14 protein-coding genes are annotated in these 16,424 nt (G+C 67.1%); 8 read left to right on the top strand and 6 right to left on the bottom strand.

Annotation, left to right across the window (positions count from 1 at the left end):
• Positions 1-7: 7 nt before the first annotated feature.
• Together V6V88_RS24300 and V6V88_RS24295 are read right to left on the bottom strand one after the other, a co-directional pair.
• Complete coding sequence (locus V6V88_RS24300) at positions 8-2,140, bottom strand: acetate--CoA ligase family protein (protein WP_338616761.1); 2,133 nt, start codon at positions 2,138-2,140, stop codon at positions 8-10.
• A gap of 2 nt (positions 2,141-2,142) precedes the next feature.
• Positions 2,143-2,913, bottom strand: coding sequence for an enoyl-CoA hydratase/isomerase family protein (locus V6V88_RS24295; RefSeq protein ID WP_056324996.1), 771 nt, complete (start codon positions 2,911-2,913; stop codon positions 2,143-2,145).
• Between the two features lie 273 nt (positions 2,914-3,186).
• Here V6V88_RS24295 and V6V88_RS24290 point away from each other — a divergent pair, with 273 nt between their 5' ends.
• A complete protein-coding gene (locus V6V88_RS24290) occupies positions 3,187-4,071 on the top strand; it encodes an SMP-30/gluconolactonase/LRE family protein (RefSeq protein ID WP_062839897.1) in 885 nt (294 codons plus the stop codon).
• Positions 4,072-4,085: 14 nt separating this feature from the next.
• Here the strand turns inward: V6V88_RS24290 and V6V88_RS24285 are convergent, their stop codons facing one another.
• Complete coding sequence (locus V6V88_RS24285) at positions 4,086-5,027, bottom strand: LysR family transcriptional regulator (RefSeq protein WP_056325002.1); 942 nt, start codon at positions 5,025-5,027, stop codon at positions 4,086-4,088.
• Positions 5,028-5,135: 108 nt separating this feature from the next.
• On the opposite strand from V6V88_RS24285, the gene V6V88_RS24280 reads away from it, so the two are divergent.
• On the top strand, positions 5,136-6,200 hold the full coding sequence (locus V6V88_RS24280) for an LLM class flavin-dependent oxidoreductase (protein WP_062839898.1): 1,065 nt from the start codon (positions 5,136-5,138) through the stop codon (positions 6,198-6,200).
• 11 nt (positions 6,201-6,211) lie between these two features.
• Positions 6,212-7,009, top strand: coding sequence for a flavin reductase family protein (locus V6V88_RS24275; protein WP_180097670.1), 798 nt, complete (start codon positions 6,212-6,214; stop codon positions 7,007-7,009).
• A gap of 97 nt (positions 7,010-7,106) precedes the next feature.
• Here V6V88_RS24275 and V6V88_RS24270 read toward each other — a convergent pair whose 3' ends face one another.
• Together V6V88_RS24270 and V6V88_RS24265 are read right to left on the bottom strand one after the other, a co-directional pair.
• Positions 7,107-8,069 carry a tripartite tricarboxylate transporter substrate binding protein gene (locus V6V88_RS24270; RefSeq protein ID WP_062839900.1) on the bottom strand — a complete coding sequence of 321 codons (963 nt, stop codon included), beginning with the start codon at positions 8,067-8,069 and terminating at the stop codon, positions 7,107-7,109.
• 246 nt (positions 8,070-8,315) lie between these two features.
• Positions 8,316-9,068: a Crp/Fnr family transcriptional regulator gene (locus V6V88_RS24265; protein WP_338616756.1), complete on the bottom strand. Its 753-nt coding sequence runs from the start codon at positions 9,066-9,068 to the stop codon at positions 8,316-8,318.
• 147 nt (positions 9,069-9,215) lie between these two features.
• Here V6V88_RS24265 and V6V88_RS24260 point away from each other — a divergent pair, with 147 nt between their 5' ends.
• The 5 genes from V6V88_RS24260 to V6V88_RS24240 all read left to right on the top strand — a co-directional run bounded on the left by V6V88_RS24260 (position 9,216) and on the right by V6V88_RS24240 (position 15,669).
• Positions 9,216-10,433, top strand: coding sequence for an ABC transporter substrate-binding protein (locus V6V88_RS24260; RefSeq protein ID WP_280001236.1), 1,218 nt, complete (start codon positions 9,216-9,218; stop codon positions 10,431-10,433).
• A gap of 9 nt (positions 10,434-10,442) precedes the next feature.
• Positions 10,443-11,357, top strand: coding sequence for a 3-keto-5-aminohexanoate cleavage protein (locus V6V88_RS24255; RefSeq protein WP_338616754.1), 915 nt, complete (start codon positions 10,443-10,445; stop codon positions 11,355-11,357).
• Positions 11,358-11,506: 149 nt separating this feature from the next.
• Positions 11,507-12,070 (top strand): sigma-70 family RNA polymerase sigma factor, encoded by a 564-nt coding sequence (locus tag V6V88_RS24250; RefSeq protein WP_338616753.1) that lies wholly within the window; start codon positions 11,507-11,509, stop codon positions 12,068-12,070.
• The gene (locus tag V6V88_RS24245; protein ID WP_223573153.1) at positions 12,067-13,059 is read left to right on the top strand and encodes a FecR family protein; all 993 of its coding nucleotides are present in this window, start codon (positions 12,067-12,069) and stop codon (positions 13,057-13,059) included. The genes V6V88_RS24250 and V6V88_RS24245 overlap by 4 nt, the downstream gene beginning before the upstream one ends.
• A 141-nt stretch (positions 13,060-13,200) precedes the next feature.
• Positions 13,201-15,669: a TonB-dependent receptor gene (locus V6V88_RS24240; RefSeq protein ID WP_280001084.1), complete on the top strand. Its 2,469-nt coding sequence runs from the start codon at positions 13,201-13,203 to the stop codon at positions 15,667-15,669.
• A 39-nt stretch (positions 15,670-15,708) separates the two neighbouring features.
• Here V6V88_RS24240 and V6V88_RS24235 read toward each other — a convergent pair whose 3' ends face one another.
• Positions 15,709-16,407: a response regulator transcription factor gene (locus tag V6V88_RS24235; RefSeq protein WP_338616752.1), complete on the bottom strand. Its 699-nt coding sequence runs from the start codon at positions 16,405-16,407 to the stop codon at positions 15,709-15,711.
• Positions 16,408-16,424: the final 17 nt, after the last annotated feature.

Here is a 16,424-nt window from a genome sequence, read left to right as displayed (position 1 = left end):
GCTGTCCTCAGTGGGCGGGGGCGGCGCGCGGAATCATCAGCGCGTCCAGGACGACGACGCCTTGGCCCTGCGGCCGCACCAGAATGGGGTTCATGTCTATTTCGGACACGTCCGCGCGGTGGCGGTACGCGAATTCGGACAGGCGCGCCACGCTGCGCGCGGCGGCGGCGATGTCGGCCTTGGGCCGCCCGCGTGCGCCATCCAGGATGGGAAACATCTTGAGCGACCGGATCATCTCGGCGGCTTCGGCCTCGCTGACGGGCGCGGCCTGCACGGCGACGTCCTTCAACACCTCGGCGTAGATGCCGCCCATGCCCACCATCACGATGGGACCGAAGACGGGATCCTGCGATACTCCGGCGATCAGTTCGGTGCCGCCCGCGACCATCGGCGCGACCAGCACGCCGTCGATGCGCGCGGCCGGCGCGTGCCGCGCCACGTTGGCCAGGATTTGCGCGTAGCCCTGACGCACGGCGCTGGCATCGGCCAGGTCGAGCAGCACGCCGCCGGCTTCGGTCTTGTGCGCGACGTCTTCGGAGGCGATCTTCAGCACCACGGGATAGCCGATGGCGCCGGCCGCGCGCACGGCCTCGTCGGCATCGCGGGCGATGATCTCGCGCGGCACATCGATGCCGGCTTTGCCCAACGCCTGCTTGGCGTGGAATTCGTTGCGGAACACGGCCGGGTCGACGGGTTCCGAAGCGGGCAGCGGCGTGCCGTCCGGAATGCAATTGCGCAGGCGGCCCAGCTGCACCAGCCCGGCCAGCCCCGTGGCGGCCGCGTCGATGCTGGAGAACACCGGAATGCCCAGCGCGTTGATCTGCTCGACGGCGTCGGCTGGCCCCTGACTGATGACCATCAAGAGGCGGTCCGGGTGGCTGGCGCGCACCTCGGCCAGCGCTTGCAGGTAGATGCCGCGCAGCCGCGCGTTGTAGAGCGACAGCGACATGAACAGCGCAACGGAACTGGCCGACGGGTCCTCCAGCAGGGCGGTCAGCATCTTGAGCAGGATGTCCGGACGGGCGGACATCTGGGCGGACGCATCCACCGGGTTGCCGGTGCTGGCGGTCGGCACGGCTTCCCGGATGCGCCGCTGCGTGTCGGGCGCGAGCGGGGGCAGGGACAGGCCTGCGTCGCTCATCGCGTCGGCCATCATGATGCCGAAGCCGCCGGACGCCGCCACGAGCGTCACCGCATCGTTGGCCGGCAGGCGGCGGGGCATGAGCAGCGAGGCGGCGTGGCCGATGTCGATCAGCGCTTCGACCGAGCGCACGCGCAGCACGCCGTGGCGGCGAAAGACCGCGTCGATCACGGCGTCCGACCCGGTGAGGGCGCCGGTGTGCGAGGCGGCGGCGGCCTGGCCTTTTTCCGTGGAACCAATCTTCAGGATGATGACGGGCTTGGCGCGCTCGCGCGCCAGGCGTAGCGCGCCGATGAGCTTGCCGGCGTCGCGGCACGTCTCCATGCAGCACAGGATGATGCGCGTGTCCGCGTCTTCGGCCAGCGCGGCGATGCCGTCGGCGGCATCGACATCCGCTTCGTTGCCGGTCGCGATGAACCGGCTGACGCCCATGCCGCGGCGGGCGACGCTTTGCATGGTGTGGCTGCCCACGTTGCCCGACTGCGACACGATGCCCACGTGGCCGGCGGGCGGCATGTTCTCTTCCAGCGCGATTGAAAACGAACCGATCAGGCGCTCGGCCACATTGACCGTGCCCAGGCAGTTGGGGCCCAGGATCCGTATGCCGTGTTCGCGGGCGATGGCGACCAGTTCGGCCTGCAGCGAGGCGCCTTCGGGGCCGGCCTCCGTGAAGCCGGCCGACAGCACGATGGCGGCCTTCACGCCGCGCGCGGCGCAATCGCGCAGCGCGGCGGGCGTGGCGGCGGCGGGCACGGCCAGGATCGCCAGGTCGGGCGCCGTGGGTGTCTGCGTCACGCTGGTGTACGCCGGCAGCCCCTGGATGGTTCCGCCCTTGGGATTGATGGGGTACACCGCGCCGCGGTAACCGTGCTTGATCAGCATGTGGACGGGACGGCCGCCGATCTTGGTGATGTCGTCCGAGGCGCCGATGACGGCGATGCCCGCGGCCTGGAAAAAGGGCGCCAGCCCCGCGCCGGGGCGTTGATGCTGCGTATCCATGCTCAACGTCCCTTGAACTGCGGCTGGCGCTTTTCCAGGAATGCCATGCGGGCTTCGCGCGCGTCTTCCGTTTTGGCAAGCGCCATGGTGAAGTCCTGCTCGAAGCGGTAGGCGTCGCGCTGCGGCATGAGGTCGACCATGTTGGCGGCACGTTTGGCGTACAGCACGGCCAGCGGCGCCTTGCCGGCGATTTCGTGCGCCAGCGCCAGCGCGGCGGGCAGAAGCTGGTCGGCGGGCAGCACGTCTTCCAGCACGTTGCGGCGAAGCAGGTCGTGCGCGGTCAGGCGCTGGCCGGTGAAGAACATGCGGCGCAACGTCGAACGCCCAAAAAGCGTGCGCAGCATGGACGCGCCGCCGGCCAGGCCGACGTTGATTTCAGGCATGCCGAAGGTGGCGTTCTCGGACGCATACATGATGTCGCACGCGGCCATGAGGCCCAACCCCGCGCCGAGCGCCGCGCCGTTGACGGCGGCGATGACCGGCTTGGCGCATTCCTTGATGGCGTTGCCGGTTTCGCGGGTAATGCGGTTGTGTTCAAGAAAGTCGCCAGCGATGTCGGCGTTGGGGCGGTCCTTCAGGTCGGCGCCGGCGCAAAAGACCGTGCCGCTGCCGGTCAGCACCGCGCAGCGGATGTCGTCGCGCTCGGAGATCTCGTCGAAGATCGCCACGATGCGGCGGCGCATGGCGCGATTGAGCGCATTGACCGGCGCGTTGTTCAGCGTGACCAGCGCCACGCCCTCATTGACTTCGAACTTGACGGGGGTGTCGCTCATGCCCGCACCTCGCTCGATTGGAAACACATAGCGGGGCGCCGGGCGCCGTGGGCATGCTGCATCGTAAGTCTCCTCGGGGTCTGATGACCGGTCTTGTCTGCTGTCCACGCCTGCCGGCATTGGATTTTTTTGATTTTAGGAAGGGGCCTGGGCCCGATCTACGGCAAAAACGGTGGTTGTGTTCTGCAGGAATGGCGCATATTCCGGGCTCCCCGCAGCCGATACCATGGGGAAAAATCATCGCCAGCGCGCGTGTTGGAAAGAGGGAGGCAGATGCAGATCGAACGTATCGGAACGCTGCGTGCGGCATTGGGCGAATGCCCGGTGTGGGACGCGGCGGGCGGGCGGCTGTGGATGGCCGATTGCCGCAAGGGCCAGATCCTGGCCGTGACGCCGGATTCGGGCCGCGTGCAAAGCTGGCAGCTGCCCGCGCCGCTCGGGTCATTTGCCTTCAACGGCGAGGACGAGCTGGTCGTGGCGTTGAAGGAATCGTTTGCGCTGTTCCGGCCGGCGGACGGCAGCCTGCGAACGCTGGCCGTTATCGGCGTCAGCCACCCCAACCTGCGGCTCAATGACGGCACACCCCTGCCGGACGGCAGCTTTGTCGCGGGCACCATGCACATTTACCGCGAGGCCGGCGAGGCGCCGCTGGGCGGACTGTATCGCCTGGACACGCGCGGCATGCTTGCGCGGATCGCGCAGGGGATCGGCGTGGTCAACGGCCCGGCTCTGCATCCGGACGGCAAGCACCTTCATGTGTGCGACAGCGCGGCGCGCACCATCTACCGGTATCGCATGGATGCGCAGGCATGCTTATCGGGCCGCGAGGTGTTTGCCGACACGGACGCGCTTGGATCGGCGCCGGACGGTTGCTGCTTTGATCGGGACGGCGGGCTTTGGACGGCGCTGGTGCATGCGGGCGCCGTCGTGCGGTTCGACCGCGACGGAAAACTGGACCGGCGCATCGACGTGCCGGTCGCCCACCCGGCGTCGCTGTGCTTTGGCGGGGACGACCTGACCGACCTCTACGTCACGTCCATCAGCGACAGCGGACGCCTGTCGGCCAATGGCCCCCTGGACGGCGCGCTACTGCGCATCCGCGGCGCGGGTTACGCAGGCTCGCCGCGCCCGCGCTGCGCGATCCGGCCCGGCGCCTGACGCTTACCACCGGGTCAGGCGTCAGCCGCCGGCTTGCCGTACGCGGCGAATCGCAGCTCGGCGCCCGACACGTGCGAGGCGACAAAGTCCAGGAACAGCCGGATCTTCACGGGGATCATGGCCGTGTCCAGGATGGTGGCGTACATGCCTTCTTCGAAGGTGGTGTTGGTGACGCGGTAATCCGGACACAGCCGCACCAGCGTGCCGCGCGCGATGTCGTGGTGCACGGTGTAGTCGTCCAGCAGCGCGATTCCTTCGCCCAGCCTGGCCAGCTCCAGCAACGCCACGCCATTGTTGGTGACGTGCCTTGGCTGGATCGGCACTTCATCGATGACCTCGCCCTGCTTGAAGCGCCAGAGGTACTGGTCGCCAGGAAGCAGGTACGCCAGGCACGCGTGCTGGGCGATGTCGGCCGGCGTTTCGGGCGGCTTGCGATCGGCCAGATACGCGGGCGAAGCGACGAGATAGCGTTCGCTCTTGAAGAGGATGCGCCGCTTCAGGCCGGCCTCGACGGGCGGCGAGATGCGGAAATCGATGTCGAAGTTGTTGCGCCGCAGATCCGTCTTGGCTTCCGACAGCACGAGTTCGATGTGGATCTCGGGGTAGGCCTCGCGAAAGGCCGCGACCAGCTGCGGCAGCACGCCCAGACCGAACATCATGCGCGAATGCACGCGCAGCACGCCTTTGGGCGCGGCGCGGATCTCGGTGATGTTGCGATGCGCCTCGTTGATGTTCCAGAGGATGGGTTCGAGCTGGCGCGCGTATTCCTGGCCCGCTTCGGTCAGCACGACCTGCCGCGTGGACCGCAGCAGCAGCTTGACGTTGAGCTCGCTTTCGAAGTCGGTGATCATGCGCGACACCGAGGTGGCAGAGATGCCGAACTGGCGCGCGGTTTCCGAGAAGCTCTCGGACTTCGAGATCGACAGAAAGAGCTCCATGGCGCGCAGTCTGTCCATCATTCCTCCACTTTATGCAGCACAGAACGCCGCTTTTCTTGTATTCCAGCCCATGACTACCGGCCTCTAGAATTTCCTCAAGGATTCAAGCATCAATGAGGAGACACAATGGAATTCGGCGTATTCATTCTGGCGCAGCAACGAGGTTACCACCAGTCCTCCGCGCAAGTCATCAACAACTCCATCGAGCAGACGGTGGCGGCCGAGCAAGCCGGATTCAACACGGCGTGGTACGCCGAGCATCACTTCAACAACTATTCCCTGTCGCCGTCGCCGCTGATGACGGTGGCCCATGCCGCGGCCAAGACGCGCCAGATACGCCTGGGCACGGCAGTGTGCATTCTGCCGCTGTATCACCCCGCGCGCTTTCTGGCGGAAGTCGGCTTCGTGGACACGGTGTCCAATGGGCGGCTGGACCTGGGCGTCGGGTCGGGGTACCAGCAATTCGAATTCGAGCGCTTCGGCGTCCAGATCGAGGAGTCGGGTGCGATCTTCAATGAGTTCCTGGACGTCATTCCCAAGGGCCTCACGCAGAAGATCTTCGAGCATGACGGCAAGTTCCTGAAGATTCCGCCCAGCTCGATCGCGGTGCGCTGCGTGCAGGATCCGATGCCGCCGCTGTGGATCACGTCGGGCAACCCGGTGACGCTTGGCCGCGGCGTGCGCGAGAACCACAATCTGTTCGTGACGGCGCTGCTCAAGGGCAACGACGGCATCGCGGAACTGCGCGGGCGGCTGGAGAAGGTGGCCGAGGACAACGGCAAGGACCTGGACCGCGACGTGAAGTTCGGCTTTCTGCGCTGTGGCTATGCGTCGGACAACAAGGCCGAGATCGACGCCTATCTGGATTGCGCGCGCTTTCAGCGCCGCATTTCCGAAAGCCTGAAGTTCCGCCGCGCGCAGAGCGACGACGGCTACATGGTCAAGGAAGTGCCTTCGGAAACGGACCCGACGTTCGAGCAATTGCGCAAGAACCTGCCGGTGGGTTCGGTCAACGAGGTCATCGACAAGATGCTCGAAGAGATCAGCATCCTGCGACCGAAGCACATTGCGCTGCAAACGCAGCTTGGCGATTTCGACCAGAAGACGATGCTCAAGCAGATCGAACTCTGGGGCGACAAGATCATTCCCGCGATCCGCAAGGAAGTCGGCAGCACGACCGTCCTTGCCTGAAGGAGGGCAGCATGCGTATCTACCTGAGCAATGCCGGCGCCATTGCGCTGCGCGACGCGGCCGATTTCGGCCGTCTGGATGTCTTGGCGGACCCGCAGCCCGCGGATCGGCTGGAACGCGCGATCGCGCGCATCGGCCGGCGCGAGGACGAGCGGCACGTGCGGCTGTCGCCGTCAGTGCTGCGCTTCCTGTCGCAGCACGCGGGCGATCCGGCCTGGGAAGCCAGCTTCTCGAAGATGGTGGACTACGCGGCGCGGCACGGCTGGGTCGACGAACGCGGCGACATCCGTGCGCACATGGTGGTCAACGAATGCGACGAGGTGGTGTCGGTGGATGACTTCAAGGCGGCAATGCGGTCGCTGCCGGCCGGCATCAGCGCCGTCAGCACGGGTGACGGCGACGACATGGCGGGCATGATCGTTTCCAGCCTGACGTCGATCTCGGCCGACCCGCCGATGGTCGGGTTCTTTGTGCAACAGACCGCGTCGGCGCACGCGCCGCTGCTGCGCAACGGCCGCTTCGTCGCCAACATCCTGGGAGAAGGCCACGGCGAGGTGATCGAGGCCTTCATGAAGAATCCTCAGGGCAAGGCGCGGTTCGCGCTGGGTGGATGGGTGATGAACGAACATGGCGCGCCGGTGCTGCCCGATGCGCTGGCCAGCATCGAATGCGACATCGTCTGCACCGAGAAGCTGGGCACGCACGATCTCATCGTGGGCAAGATTCGCAGGACGGCCTGCCGCGAGGCGCGTCCGGTGATCAACTTCAAATCCGCCACGCACGGCATTGCGCCAGCGCAGCTGCAATGAACCGATGACCGCATTTGACTGAACGACAAGCCCGCCATTTGGCGGGCTTTTGCATGGCGGAAAAGGACGCGTGGGCGCTGCGCCAGCGCCCGCAGGTTCAATCGAGGACGATGCCGTTTTCCTTGATGACCTTGCCCCAGTACTGGCGGTCGGCTTCCAGCTGGGCTTCCAGCGCCTGCGGGCCGCCGGCTTTCTCGGTCTGGCCGTTGGCCACGAGCAGCTTGCGGAAGCTCTCGGATTGGACGGTCTTGATGGCGGCGGCCGAATAGGACTGCACGATCGCGTCCGGGGTGCCCTTGGGCGCATGCAGCGCGGTCCAGTAGCTGGCCTTGAGCTGGGGATAACCCAGTTCCGTCACGCAGGGCACTTCCGGCAGCGCCGGATCGCGCTGGTCGGTGGTCAGCGCCAGGATCTTCACCGCGCCGGCCTTCTGGTGGTCGGCCAGGGCGATGGGCGTCATGTAGGAAAGATCGTTGCGCCCGGTGATGAGGTCGATCAGGCTGGTGGGCGTGCTTTTGTAAGGCACGGCGGTCAGCGGGATGCCCAGGGTCTTGGACATGATCAGGCCGTACAGGTCGGTGACGCTGCCCGGGCCCAGCGAGCCGTAGGTAAGCGCGCGGTTCTCGCGTTTTGCATAGGCGACCAGTTCCGCCAGGGAATTGACGCCCATCTTCGCGGGCACGGTGATCGTAAGCGGACCGTCGAACATCATGGCGACGGATTTGAAGCTGTCGAAGCTGTAGTTCAGGCTGGGGCGCAGCAGGATGTTCAGGGATAGGGGGCCGGAACCGCCCATGAGCAGCATGCTGCCGTCGGCGGGCGCGCGCGCAACCTGCGAGGCGCCGATGATGCCGTTGGCGCCGGGCTTGTTCTCGACGATGAAGTTGATGCCCAGTTCGGCGCCCATGCCTTCGGCTAGCAGGCGCGCGAAATTGTCGTTGGGGCCGCCCGCTGCATAGGGCACGATCAGGGTCACGGGCTTGGCCGCGGCCCGCAACGGACGGGCGAACATCATGAGGGTGCCGGCCGCGATGAAGCCGCGGCGCGTGAGCTTGCGCATCTGTCTCTCTCCAGGTTCCCGCCGCCATGCGGGACCGTGCCTTCCGCGGGCCGGTTTTTGTGTTTTGACGCTGGCGGCTGGGTCGGCCGGAATCAGTGTCCGGCCTGGGGTTGTCTCATAGCCGATGATAATTTTTATCGGACCGGGCGATTACCCCATCGATCTGCAGAACTGTTCTGCGAAGCCAGCAATATTGCGGCTTGCGGCGGCATCGTCTTCTTGCGGCGGCGGCGCGCGTGACCGGCATTATGCCGGATCGCGGCTGATCTTTGCGCACCGGTACAGCGCCTCCTTGTCCAGCACCGTCAATCCGCCGTAATGCGTTTGCAGGACACCCTCGCGCGCCAGCCGGGTCAGCGCGGCGTTGCAGCGTTGGCGCGAGACGCCGCACAGGCCGGCGATTTCTTCCTGCGAGATCCGCAGCCGGCCCTGCGTTCCCGAATGGACCTCGGCATCCAGCTGCGCGGCGACGGCGCGCGCGACGGTGGTGTCGACGTCAAGCAGCACGTTGCCCGTGTAGCAGCCCATCAGCCAGTTGACCCGCTGCGCCAGGTGCGTCATCAGCGCCTTGGTGAATTCGATGTTGTTGTTCCAGAGGCGTTCGCAGGTGTCGCGCGGCAGGATCACGATGCGGCTGGGCCGCAGGGCAACGACCTCGTATTCGAAGCGCTCGCGGCGGATCATGGTGGCTTCGCCGAACCAGCTGCCCGTGCTGAAGCCGGCCAGCGACAGCGTGCGGCCGTCGGTGCCGGGTGACGACCACTTCACCAGCCCTTCGACCACGCCATACCAGCCGGGCGACCGCGATCCCGCGCGAAACAGGTATTCGCCGGCCGCCAGGGACACCGTGCGCAGCTCGGAGCGCACCACGTCGCGCTCGAGTTCCGGCAGGCCCTTGTACCAGGGCACCACGTCGAGCATCTTGTCGACCGCGCTGCGCGCCGGCCGGCGGCTTGCGTTCGACACGTCGTTGCCCGCCAGGGCAGGCGGTTCGCGCATGTTCGTTCCCTGTCTGGAGGTGGGATGCGGCCCAGGTAAACCCTAGGATTCTTTGTCAACGTGATGACTGTCCGCAAGGGCAGCCGGACCGCAGAATGTTTGACGCCTACGGGCCAAAAACCATAAGAGGAGACCGGTATGTTGTCAATGCCACGCCTGCTGTCCGCCACCGCCATCGCCGGCGCCCTGTCCGCCACGTTGCTGCCCGCCACGGCCGCGCACGCGCAAATTTCGGACGACGTGATCCGCATCGGATTCATTACCGACATGTCCGGCGTCTACTCGGGCCCGGACGGCCCCGGCGGCGCGGAGGCCATCAAGATGGCGATCGAGGAGATGGGCGGCCAGATCGACGGCAAGAAGATCGAACTGTTGACGGCAGACCACCAGAACAAGGCCGACGTGGCTTCGGCCAAGGCGCGCGAATGGTTCGACCAGCGCGGTCTGGACATGCTGATCGGCGGCACCAATTCCAGCACGGCGCTGGCCATGTCCAAGGTGGCGGCCGACAAGAAGAAACCCATCATCGTGGTGGGCGCCGGCGCGCCCGCGCTGACGAACGAGCAGTGCACGCCCTACACGCTGAACTACGCGTACGACACCGTGGCGCAGGCGCGCGGCACCGGCGCGGCGGTGGTCAAGACGGGCGGCAAGCGCTGGTACTTCCTGACGGCCGACTACGCCTTCGGCCACGCGCTGCAGGCGGACACCACCAAGGTCGTCGAGGCGGGCGGCGGCAAGGTCGTGGGCAGTGTGAAGCATCCGCTGGCCGCCAGCGATTTCTCGTCGTTCCTTTTGCAGGCGCAAAGCAGCAAGGCGGAGATCCTGGCGCTGGCCAATGCCGGCGCGGACGCGACCAATTCGATCAAGGCCGCGAACGAGTTCGGCATCACCAAGACGATGAAGCTGGCGGGCATGATCATGTTCATCAACGACATCCACGCCATGGGCCTGCCGGCCGCGCAGGGCATGTACCTGACCGACAGCTGGTACTGGAACGCCTCGGACGAAACGCGCGCCTGGGCGCGCAAGTTCTTCGAGCGCCGCCAGGCCATGCCGTCGTCCCTGCAGGCAGCCGACTATTCGGCGGCGTTGCAGTACCTGCGCGCGGTCAAGGCAACCGGCACGGACGACGCGGACAAGGTGCTGGCTTACCTGCGCGAAAACAAGCTGAACGACATCTACATCAAGGACGGCGTCGTGCGACCCGATGGCCGCGTCGTGCACGACATGTACCTGCTGCAGGTCAAGCGCCCGGACCAGTCGAAAGAGCCTTGGGATTACTTCACGGTGGTGCAGGCCATCGACGGCAACGAGGCCTTCACGAAGCAGTCGGAAAGCCGCTGCGCGCTGTGGAAATCCTAGGAGAACGGCATGGCCAAACGTAAAGTGATCGTGACCATCGCCCCGACGGGGGGCATGGCCTTGAAGAGCCAGAATCCGCACCTGCCGACGCAGCCCGCGGAGATCGCGGAGGATGTCTACCGCTGCTACAACGCCGGGGCAAGCGTCGTGGCGCTGCATGCGCGGCGCGCGGATGACCTGGCGACGTGCGATGCCGACGTGTACCGGAAGATGAACCAGCTCATCCGGGAGCGGTGCGACATCGTCCTGAACAACTCCACCGGCGGCGGCGTGCACGGCGACATGGTGGCCGAGACGTCGCCCGGCACATGGGAGATCCTGTGGGAGGAGCGTTTGAAGGGCATGGATGCGGGCGCCGAGATGTGCACGCTGGACGCCACCACGCTGAACCTGGCTTTCGGCGACCGCGAATACCTGATGAACACGCCGCTCAGCAAGGGGCGCGAGCTGGCGGCCGGCATGAAGGCGCGTGGCATCAAGCCCGAGTGGGAGGTGTTCAGTCCCACGCATATCCTGCAGGACGTGACCACGCTCATCAACGAGGACCTGGACGAAGGCCCGCACTTTATCAACCTGGTCATGAACGTGCATCGCAACTTCCAGAACGCCATGCCGTTTTCGCCGCGGCATCTGCAGATGATGGTGGACCTGCTGCCCAGGAACAGCGTCTTCTGCGTCAGCGGTATCGGGCCGTCGCAACTGGAGGCCAACATCAGCGCGCTGCTGCTGGGCGGCCACGCGCGCGTCGGGCTCGAAGACAACCTGTACTACCGGCACGGCGAGCTGGCCACCAATGTGCAGCTGACCGAGCGCATCGTGCGCATCATCCGCGACATGGACATGGAGCCGGCCACGCCCGCCGAGGCGCGCGAAATCATGGGCCTGCCGCTGAAAAGCGGCATCCGCCCCGAGTTCGCGCTTTGACGCAACCGTCAGGCGGTGCGGCGCAGGGCCGCGCCGCCGCCGTTCTTGGACCCGTTGCCAAATCCCGCCGCCCCGGTCCATAATCTGCGCTTTGTTAACTGATAACCGTTCGCATTATTGTCAATGCGGAGGGTGTCGCGGGCGGGATCGTGAGCGGATCGGAAGGGGCATCCCAGGACTTCGAAAGCCTGTACGGCAATCACCACGGCTGGCTGCTGGCCTGGGTGAACTGGCGCCTGGGCAATGCGGCCGATGCCGCCGACCTGGCGCACGACGCGTTCGTGCGCCTTTTGACGCGCCCGTGCAAGTTCGACAACGCCCGGCATGCCAGGACCTATCTGCGCCGGATGGCAGACGGCATGTGCATCGACCTGTGGCGCCGCCGCGACCTGGAGCAGGCCTGGCTGGACGCCCTGGCGGCGCAGCCGGAACCCACGGTGTCGTCGGCCGAAGACCAGGCCATGGTGCTGCAGGCGCTGGGCGAGATCGATGCCATGTTGCGCGGACTGCCGCCCAAGACCGCCCACGCCTTCGTGATGGCGGTGGCGTGCGAGATGACCGACCAGGAAGTGGCCGACGTGCTGGGCGTGTCCTCGCGCATGGTCCGCAAGTATGTCGCGCAGGCCATGCTGAGCTGCATGAAGCTGGAAGCGCGGCTGGCGGCGGGGATGGCGGGCGAGCCGGCGGACACGCCGCAGGTGGCGGCCCCATGACCGCCGCGCAAGCGCGCGAGCCCTCCCATCGCGCGATGGAGCAGGCCGCCGAATGGTATGCGCTGCTGCGGTCGGGCGATGCGTCGGCCGCCGAACGCCAGCAATGGCAGCAATGGATCGACCGCGCGGCAGAACACCGTGAAGCCTGGGGTTACGTCGAACGCATCGGCCGCCGCTTTTCGCCCCTGCAATCCAGTCCGGACCGGGATGCCGCCGTGACGGCGTTCGGGCAAGCCGCGGCGGCCCGGCCGCGCGCGCGCCGGCAACTGCTGTTGGGAATGGCGGGCGCGCTGGGCATGGCGGGGCTGGGATGGACGGCGTGGCGGCAGACGCCGCTGCCGCTGGTGGCCTCGACCTGGGGCGCGGACCATCGGGCGGGACTGGGCGAAACCCGGCAGATCGCCCTTGAGGACGGCACCCAGGTCTGGTTGAAGGCGCTCAGTGCATTCGATGTCGACTATGGCGCCACGCTGCGCCGGTTGCAGCTGGTCGCCGGCGAACTGTTGATCGATACCGCCAAGGATCCCCTGCGTCCCTTTGTGGTCGACACCGCCCAGGGGCGGCTGCAGGCGCTGGGCACGCGTTTCACGGTGCGCGGCGAGGACGATGGCGTGGTGGTCGCCGTGCATGAAGGGGCCGTCCGGATCGACACGGCGGCCAGCCGCGCCAGCGGAATCGTGGCGGCGGGGCAGCAGGCAAGATTCACCGCGAACGCGCTGGACGCGTTCGTGACCGCGGATCCGGCGCGCGAGGCCTGGACGCGGGGCGTGCTGGTGGCCGACGACACGCCGCTGGCCGACGTGGTGGCCGAATTGCGCCGGTATCACTTCGGCCACCTGGCCGTGGCGCCTGAAGTTGCCGGCTTGCACGTCTTTGGCAGTTATCCCATCCGCGAAACGGACCGCGCGCTGAACATGCTGGCCTCGGTGCTGCCGGTGCAGGTGCGCCGCACGATGCCCTGGTGGATCAGCCTCGAAGCGCGGGCCTGAAAAAAAGATCCGCGAAACGGTTCCGGGTTTTGCCGGCTCGTTCGAATAAGGAGAGTAAGAGACGCTCGCGCCCTGCCATCCGCGGGGCCGGCGCGCCGCTCTGACTTCCCGAACCCTACGCACGAGAGCACTGGTCCCGTCATGTTCCACCGTCATTCCCGTCCCGCCGCGGCCTTCCCCGAGACCCCCGCGCGCGCCCTGGCCCGCCGCAGCGGGCGAATCCCGTCCTGGGGCTTGCCGCTGGCCCTGGCGATGGCCATGTCCGCCGTCTGGGGGCCGCCCGCCCACGCGCAGGCGGCGCCCGCCGCGGCAGGCGTGGCCGATCTCTTCACCTTCGACATTGCGCCCGCGCCGCTGAACCAGGTGCTGACGCGGCTGGCGAACGAGTCCGGCATTCTGTTGGCCGCCCAGCCGTCGCTGGTGGCCGACCGCCAGAGCAACGGCGTGCGGGGCCGCTATACCAGCCACGAGGCCCTGGACCGGGCGCTGGCCGGGACGGGACTGCGCGCCACGCGCGAGGCGCCGAACCAGTACCGGCTGAGCCTCTTGCCCACCGCGCAGGCCACGACGCTGGAACCGGTGACCGTGACGGCGTCAAGCGTGTCCAGCGGCCTGCCGCCCGTCTACGCCGGCGGCCAGGTGGCGCGGGGCGGGCGCCTGGGCCTCTTGGGCGACCGCGACGACATGAGCACGCCGTTCAGCGCGACGCAGTACACCGCCAAGCTGATCGAGGACCAGCAGGCGCAGAACATAGGCGACGTGCTGGTCAACGACCCGACCGTGCGCAATACGTATTCGCGCGGGGCGGGACGCGACGAGTTCAACATCCGGGGCTTCACGCTGTTCAACTACGACGTGTCGTTCAACGGCTTGTACGGCGTGTCGCCGCGCAATTCGAGCTCGCTGATCGGCGTGGAGCGGGTGGAAGTGCTGCGCGGCCCCAACGCGCTGCTGAACGGCATGGCGCCGTATGGGTCGGTGGGCGGTTCCATCAACCTCGTGCCCAAGCGCGCGGGCGCCGATCCGCTGAACCGCTTTACCGTGTCCTACATCAGCGACAGCCAGTTCGGCGCGCACGCCGACCTGTCGCGCCGCTATGGCGAGAGCCAGGAGTGGGGCGTGCGCCTGAACGTGGCGGGCAGCGGCGGCGACCTGCCGATGGACGGGGCCAAGGAAGACCTGGGCGCGGTGGCGCTGGGCCTGGACTATCAGGGCGAGCGCCTGCGCGTGGAAGGCGACATCAACTACCAGAACCGCACCACCGATGCGCGCAGCGGTCTCTTGTTTCCGCCGCCTTCGGGCGTCGATATCGGCCGGGCGCCGGACGCGCGCCGCAATTTCTTTCCGTCGTGGACCTACTGGAAAACCAAGGAATGGTCGGGCGCGCTGCGCGCCGAATATGACGTGTCGCCCGATTGGACCGTCTACGGCGCGGTGGGCGCGCGCAAGCATGATTTCGAAAGCATGCAGACCAGCTGGCTGATGCTGAACGAAGAAGGAGACATCGGCGCGGTGCCGGCCCGGCTGGACGAGTCGCTGCTCAGTAAGACCGGCGAGATCGGTGTGCGCGGCCGCGTGCAGACCGGCCCGCTCAAGCACGAGCCGGCGCTGAGCGCCAGCGTGCTGGACATCGACTATTCGGCGGCGCGGATCCGGTCCAGCACGGTGTTCTCCAACATCTACAACCCCGTCGACCTTGCCAAACCGAACATCGCGCGTCCGTCGGATCTGCCCCGTGTCAGCGACTCGCGGCTATACAGCATTGCGCTGGCCGATACGATCTCCCTGGCTGACGACCGCGTGCAGTTCATTGCGGGCGTGCGGCACCAGCGCGTGGAGTCGACCAACTTCGATGCGATGACCGGACGCCAGACGTCGAACTACAACGAGTCCGCCGTTACGCCGGCGTTTGCGCTGACCGTCAAGCCCACCGAGCGCCTGTCGCTCTACGGCAACTACATCGAAGGGCTGAGCCAGGGCGGGACCGCGCCCCAAGGGGCCGTCAACGCCGGTGAAGTGTTCGCGCCGGCAATCTCCAAGCAGTTCGAAGTGGGCGCCAAGTACGACTTCGGCCAGTTCGAAACCACCCTCAGCGCGTTCCAGATCGAGCGTCCCAGCAGCTACCTGGACCCGGCCTCGCTGCGCTACGTGTCCGACGGCGAGCAGCGCAACCGCGGGCTGGAGTTCCTGGTGCAGGGCGAGCCCACGCACGGCGTGCGGCTGCTGGGCGGCGTGGCCTACACGGATGCGCGGCTGACGCGCACGCAGGGCGGCGTGAACGATGGCAACCGCGCGCCTGCCGTGCCGCGCCTGCAGTTCAACGCGTCGGCCGAATGGGACACGCCGTTCGTGCCGGGCCTCACACTGACGGCGCGCATGCTGCGCACCAGCTCGCAGATCGTCGACGTCGCCAACACGCAGGAGATTCCGGGCTGGACGCGTTTCGACGTCGGCGCGCGTTATGCCTTCAACGCCAACGGCAAGCCCGTGGTCATCCGCGCGATGGTCGAGAACGTGCTGAACAAGAACTACTGGCAGTCGGCGGCGCGCGAGGGCCTGACGGTCGGCGCGCCGCTGACGGTGCTGTTGTCCGTCAGCACGGAGTTCTGAGGCAGGCCTTCGGTTGCCGGGCCAAGTTCCGCCCGGCAGTCAGCCCTTGACCTGGGCTGACTGATAAAAGCAGTAGCCGCTGCTGCGCAGCGTCTTGACCGGCAGCGTCTGCCCGCTCAGGGCTTCGACGCGGCGGCGCAACCGGCGCATTTGCGTGTCCAGCCGGCGTTGGTCGTATTCCAGATAGTCGGCGCCCAGCGCCTCCACGATCTGGCGGCGGCTGATGTTTTCGCCGGGTTGGCTCATGAGGACATGCAGCACGGTCAGGTCCTGCTGCGACAGCGGCATGGCCTCGGCGCCGGGAATGTGCAGGCGGCGCGGGCCGATTTCCAGCAGCCAGCTGGGAAGCGGCTGATCCTGACCCGGCTGGGGCAGTCCCAGGCGGCGCACCAGCGCGGCGAGTGTGGCGGCCAGTTCGTCCAGGTCGCAGCCCTTGCCCAGGTAGTGATCGGCGCCCATGCCAAGGCCCGAAATCCGGTCGCGACCGGTCTGGCGCGCACTGAAAACCACGATGCCGACCTGCTGGCCTTGCTGGCGCAGCCGCTGGATCAGGTCCAGGCCGCAACCGTCCGGCAGGCCGATGTCGATGACGGCAAGATGGTGGCGGCCGGGATCGAAGCGCTGGTCGAATTCCTGCAGGCTGGACACGCACGAAGGCGTGTATCCCAACTCTTCGAGGAACTCGCCGAGCTCCTGGCGCAGCACGGGTTCGTCTTCGAGCAGGATCACTTCGGGCATGGCGCGCCCGCGGAATG

Source organism: Achromobacter sp. E1 (assembly GCF_037039475.1).
Classification (GTDB): Bacteria; Pseudomonadota; Gammaproteobacteria; order Burkholderiales; family Burkholderiaceae_B; genus Achromobacter; species Achromobacter mucicolens.
The sequence above is the reverse complement of the archived record's forward strand: the minus strand, read 5'-3'. Positions and strand labels throughout refer to the sequence as shown.

Coding starts and splice junctions, on each gene's coding strand:
- V6V88_RS24300 (WP_338616761.1), bottom strand. CDS start 2,140: ATGGATACGCAGCATCAACGCCCCGGCGCGGGGCTGGCGCCCTTTTTC.
- V6V88_RS24295 (WP_056324996.1), bottom strand. CDS start 2,913: ATGAGCGACACCCCCGTCAAGTTCGAAGTCAATGAGGGCGTGGCGCTG.
- V6V88_RS24290 (WP_062839897.1), top strand. CDS start 3,187: ATGCAGATCGAACGTATCGGAACGCTGCGTGCGGCATTGGGCGAATGC.
- V6V88_RS24285 (WP_056325002.1), bottom strand. CDS start 5,027: ATGGACAGACTGCGCGCCATGGAGCTCTTTCTGTCGATCTCGAAGTCC.
- V6V88_RS24280 (WP_062839898.1), top strand. CDS start 5,136: ATGGAATTCGGCGTATTCATTCTGGCGCAGCAACGAGGTTACCACCAG.
- V6V88_RS24275 (WP_180097670.1), top strand. CDS start 6,212: ATGCGTATCTACCTGAGCAATGCCGGCGCCATTGCGCTGCGCGACGCG.
- V6V88_RS24270 (WP_062839900.1), bottom strand. CDS start 8,069: ATGCGCAAGCTCACGCGCCGCGGCTTCATCGCGGCCGGCACCCTCATG.
- V6V88_RS24265 (WP_338616756.1), bottom strand. CDS start 9,068: ATGCGCGAACCGCCTGCCCTGGCGGGCAACGACGTGTCGAACGCAAGC.
- V6V88_RS24260 (WP_280001236.1), top strand. CDS start 9,216: ATGCCACGCCTGCTGTCCGCCACCGCCATCGCCGGCGCCCTGTCCGCC.
- V6V88_RS24255 (WP_338616754.1), top strand. CDS start 10,443: ATGGCCAAACGTAAAGTGATCGTGACCATCGCCCCGACGGGGGGCATG.
- V6V88_RS24245 (WP_223573153.1), top strand. CDS start 12,067: ATGACCGCCGCGCAAGCGCGCGAGCCCTCCCATCGCGCGATGGAGCAG.
- V6V88_RS24240 (WP_280001084.1), top strand. CDS start 13,201: ATGTTCCACCGTCATTCCCGTCCCGCCGCGGCCTTCCCCGAGACCCCC.
- V6V88_RS24235 (WP_338616752.1), bottom strand. CDS start 16,407: ATGCCCGAAGTGATCCTGCTCGAAGACGAACCCGTGCTGCGCCAGGAG.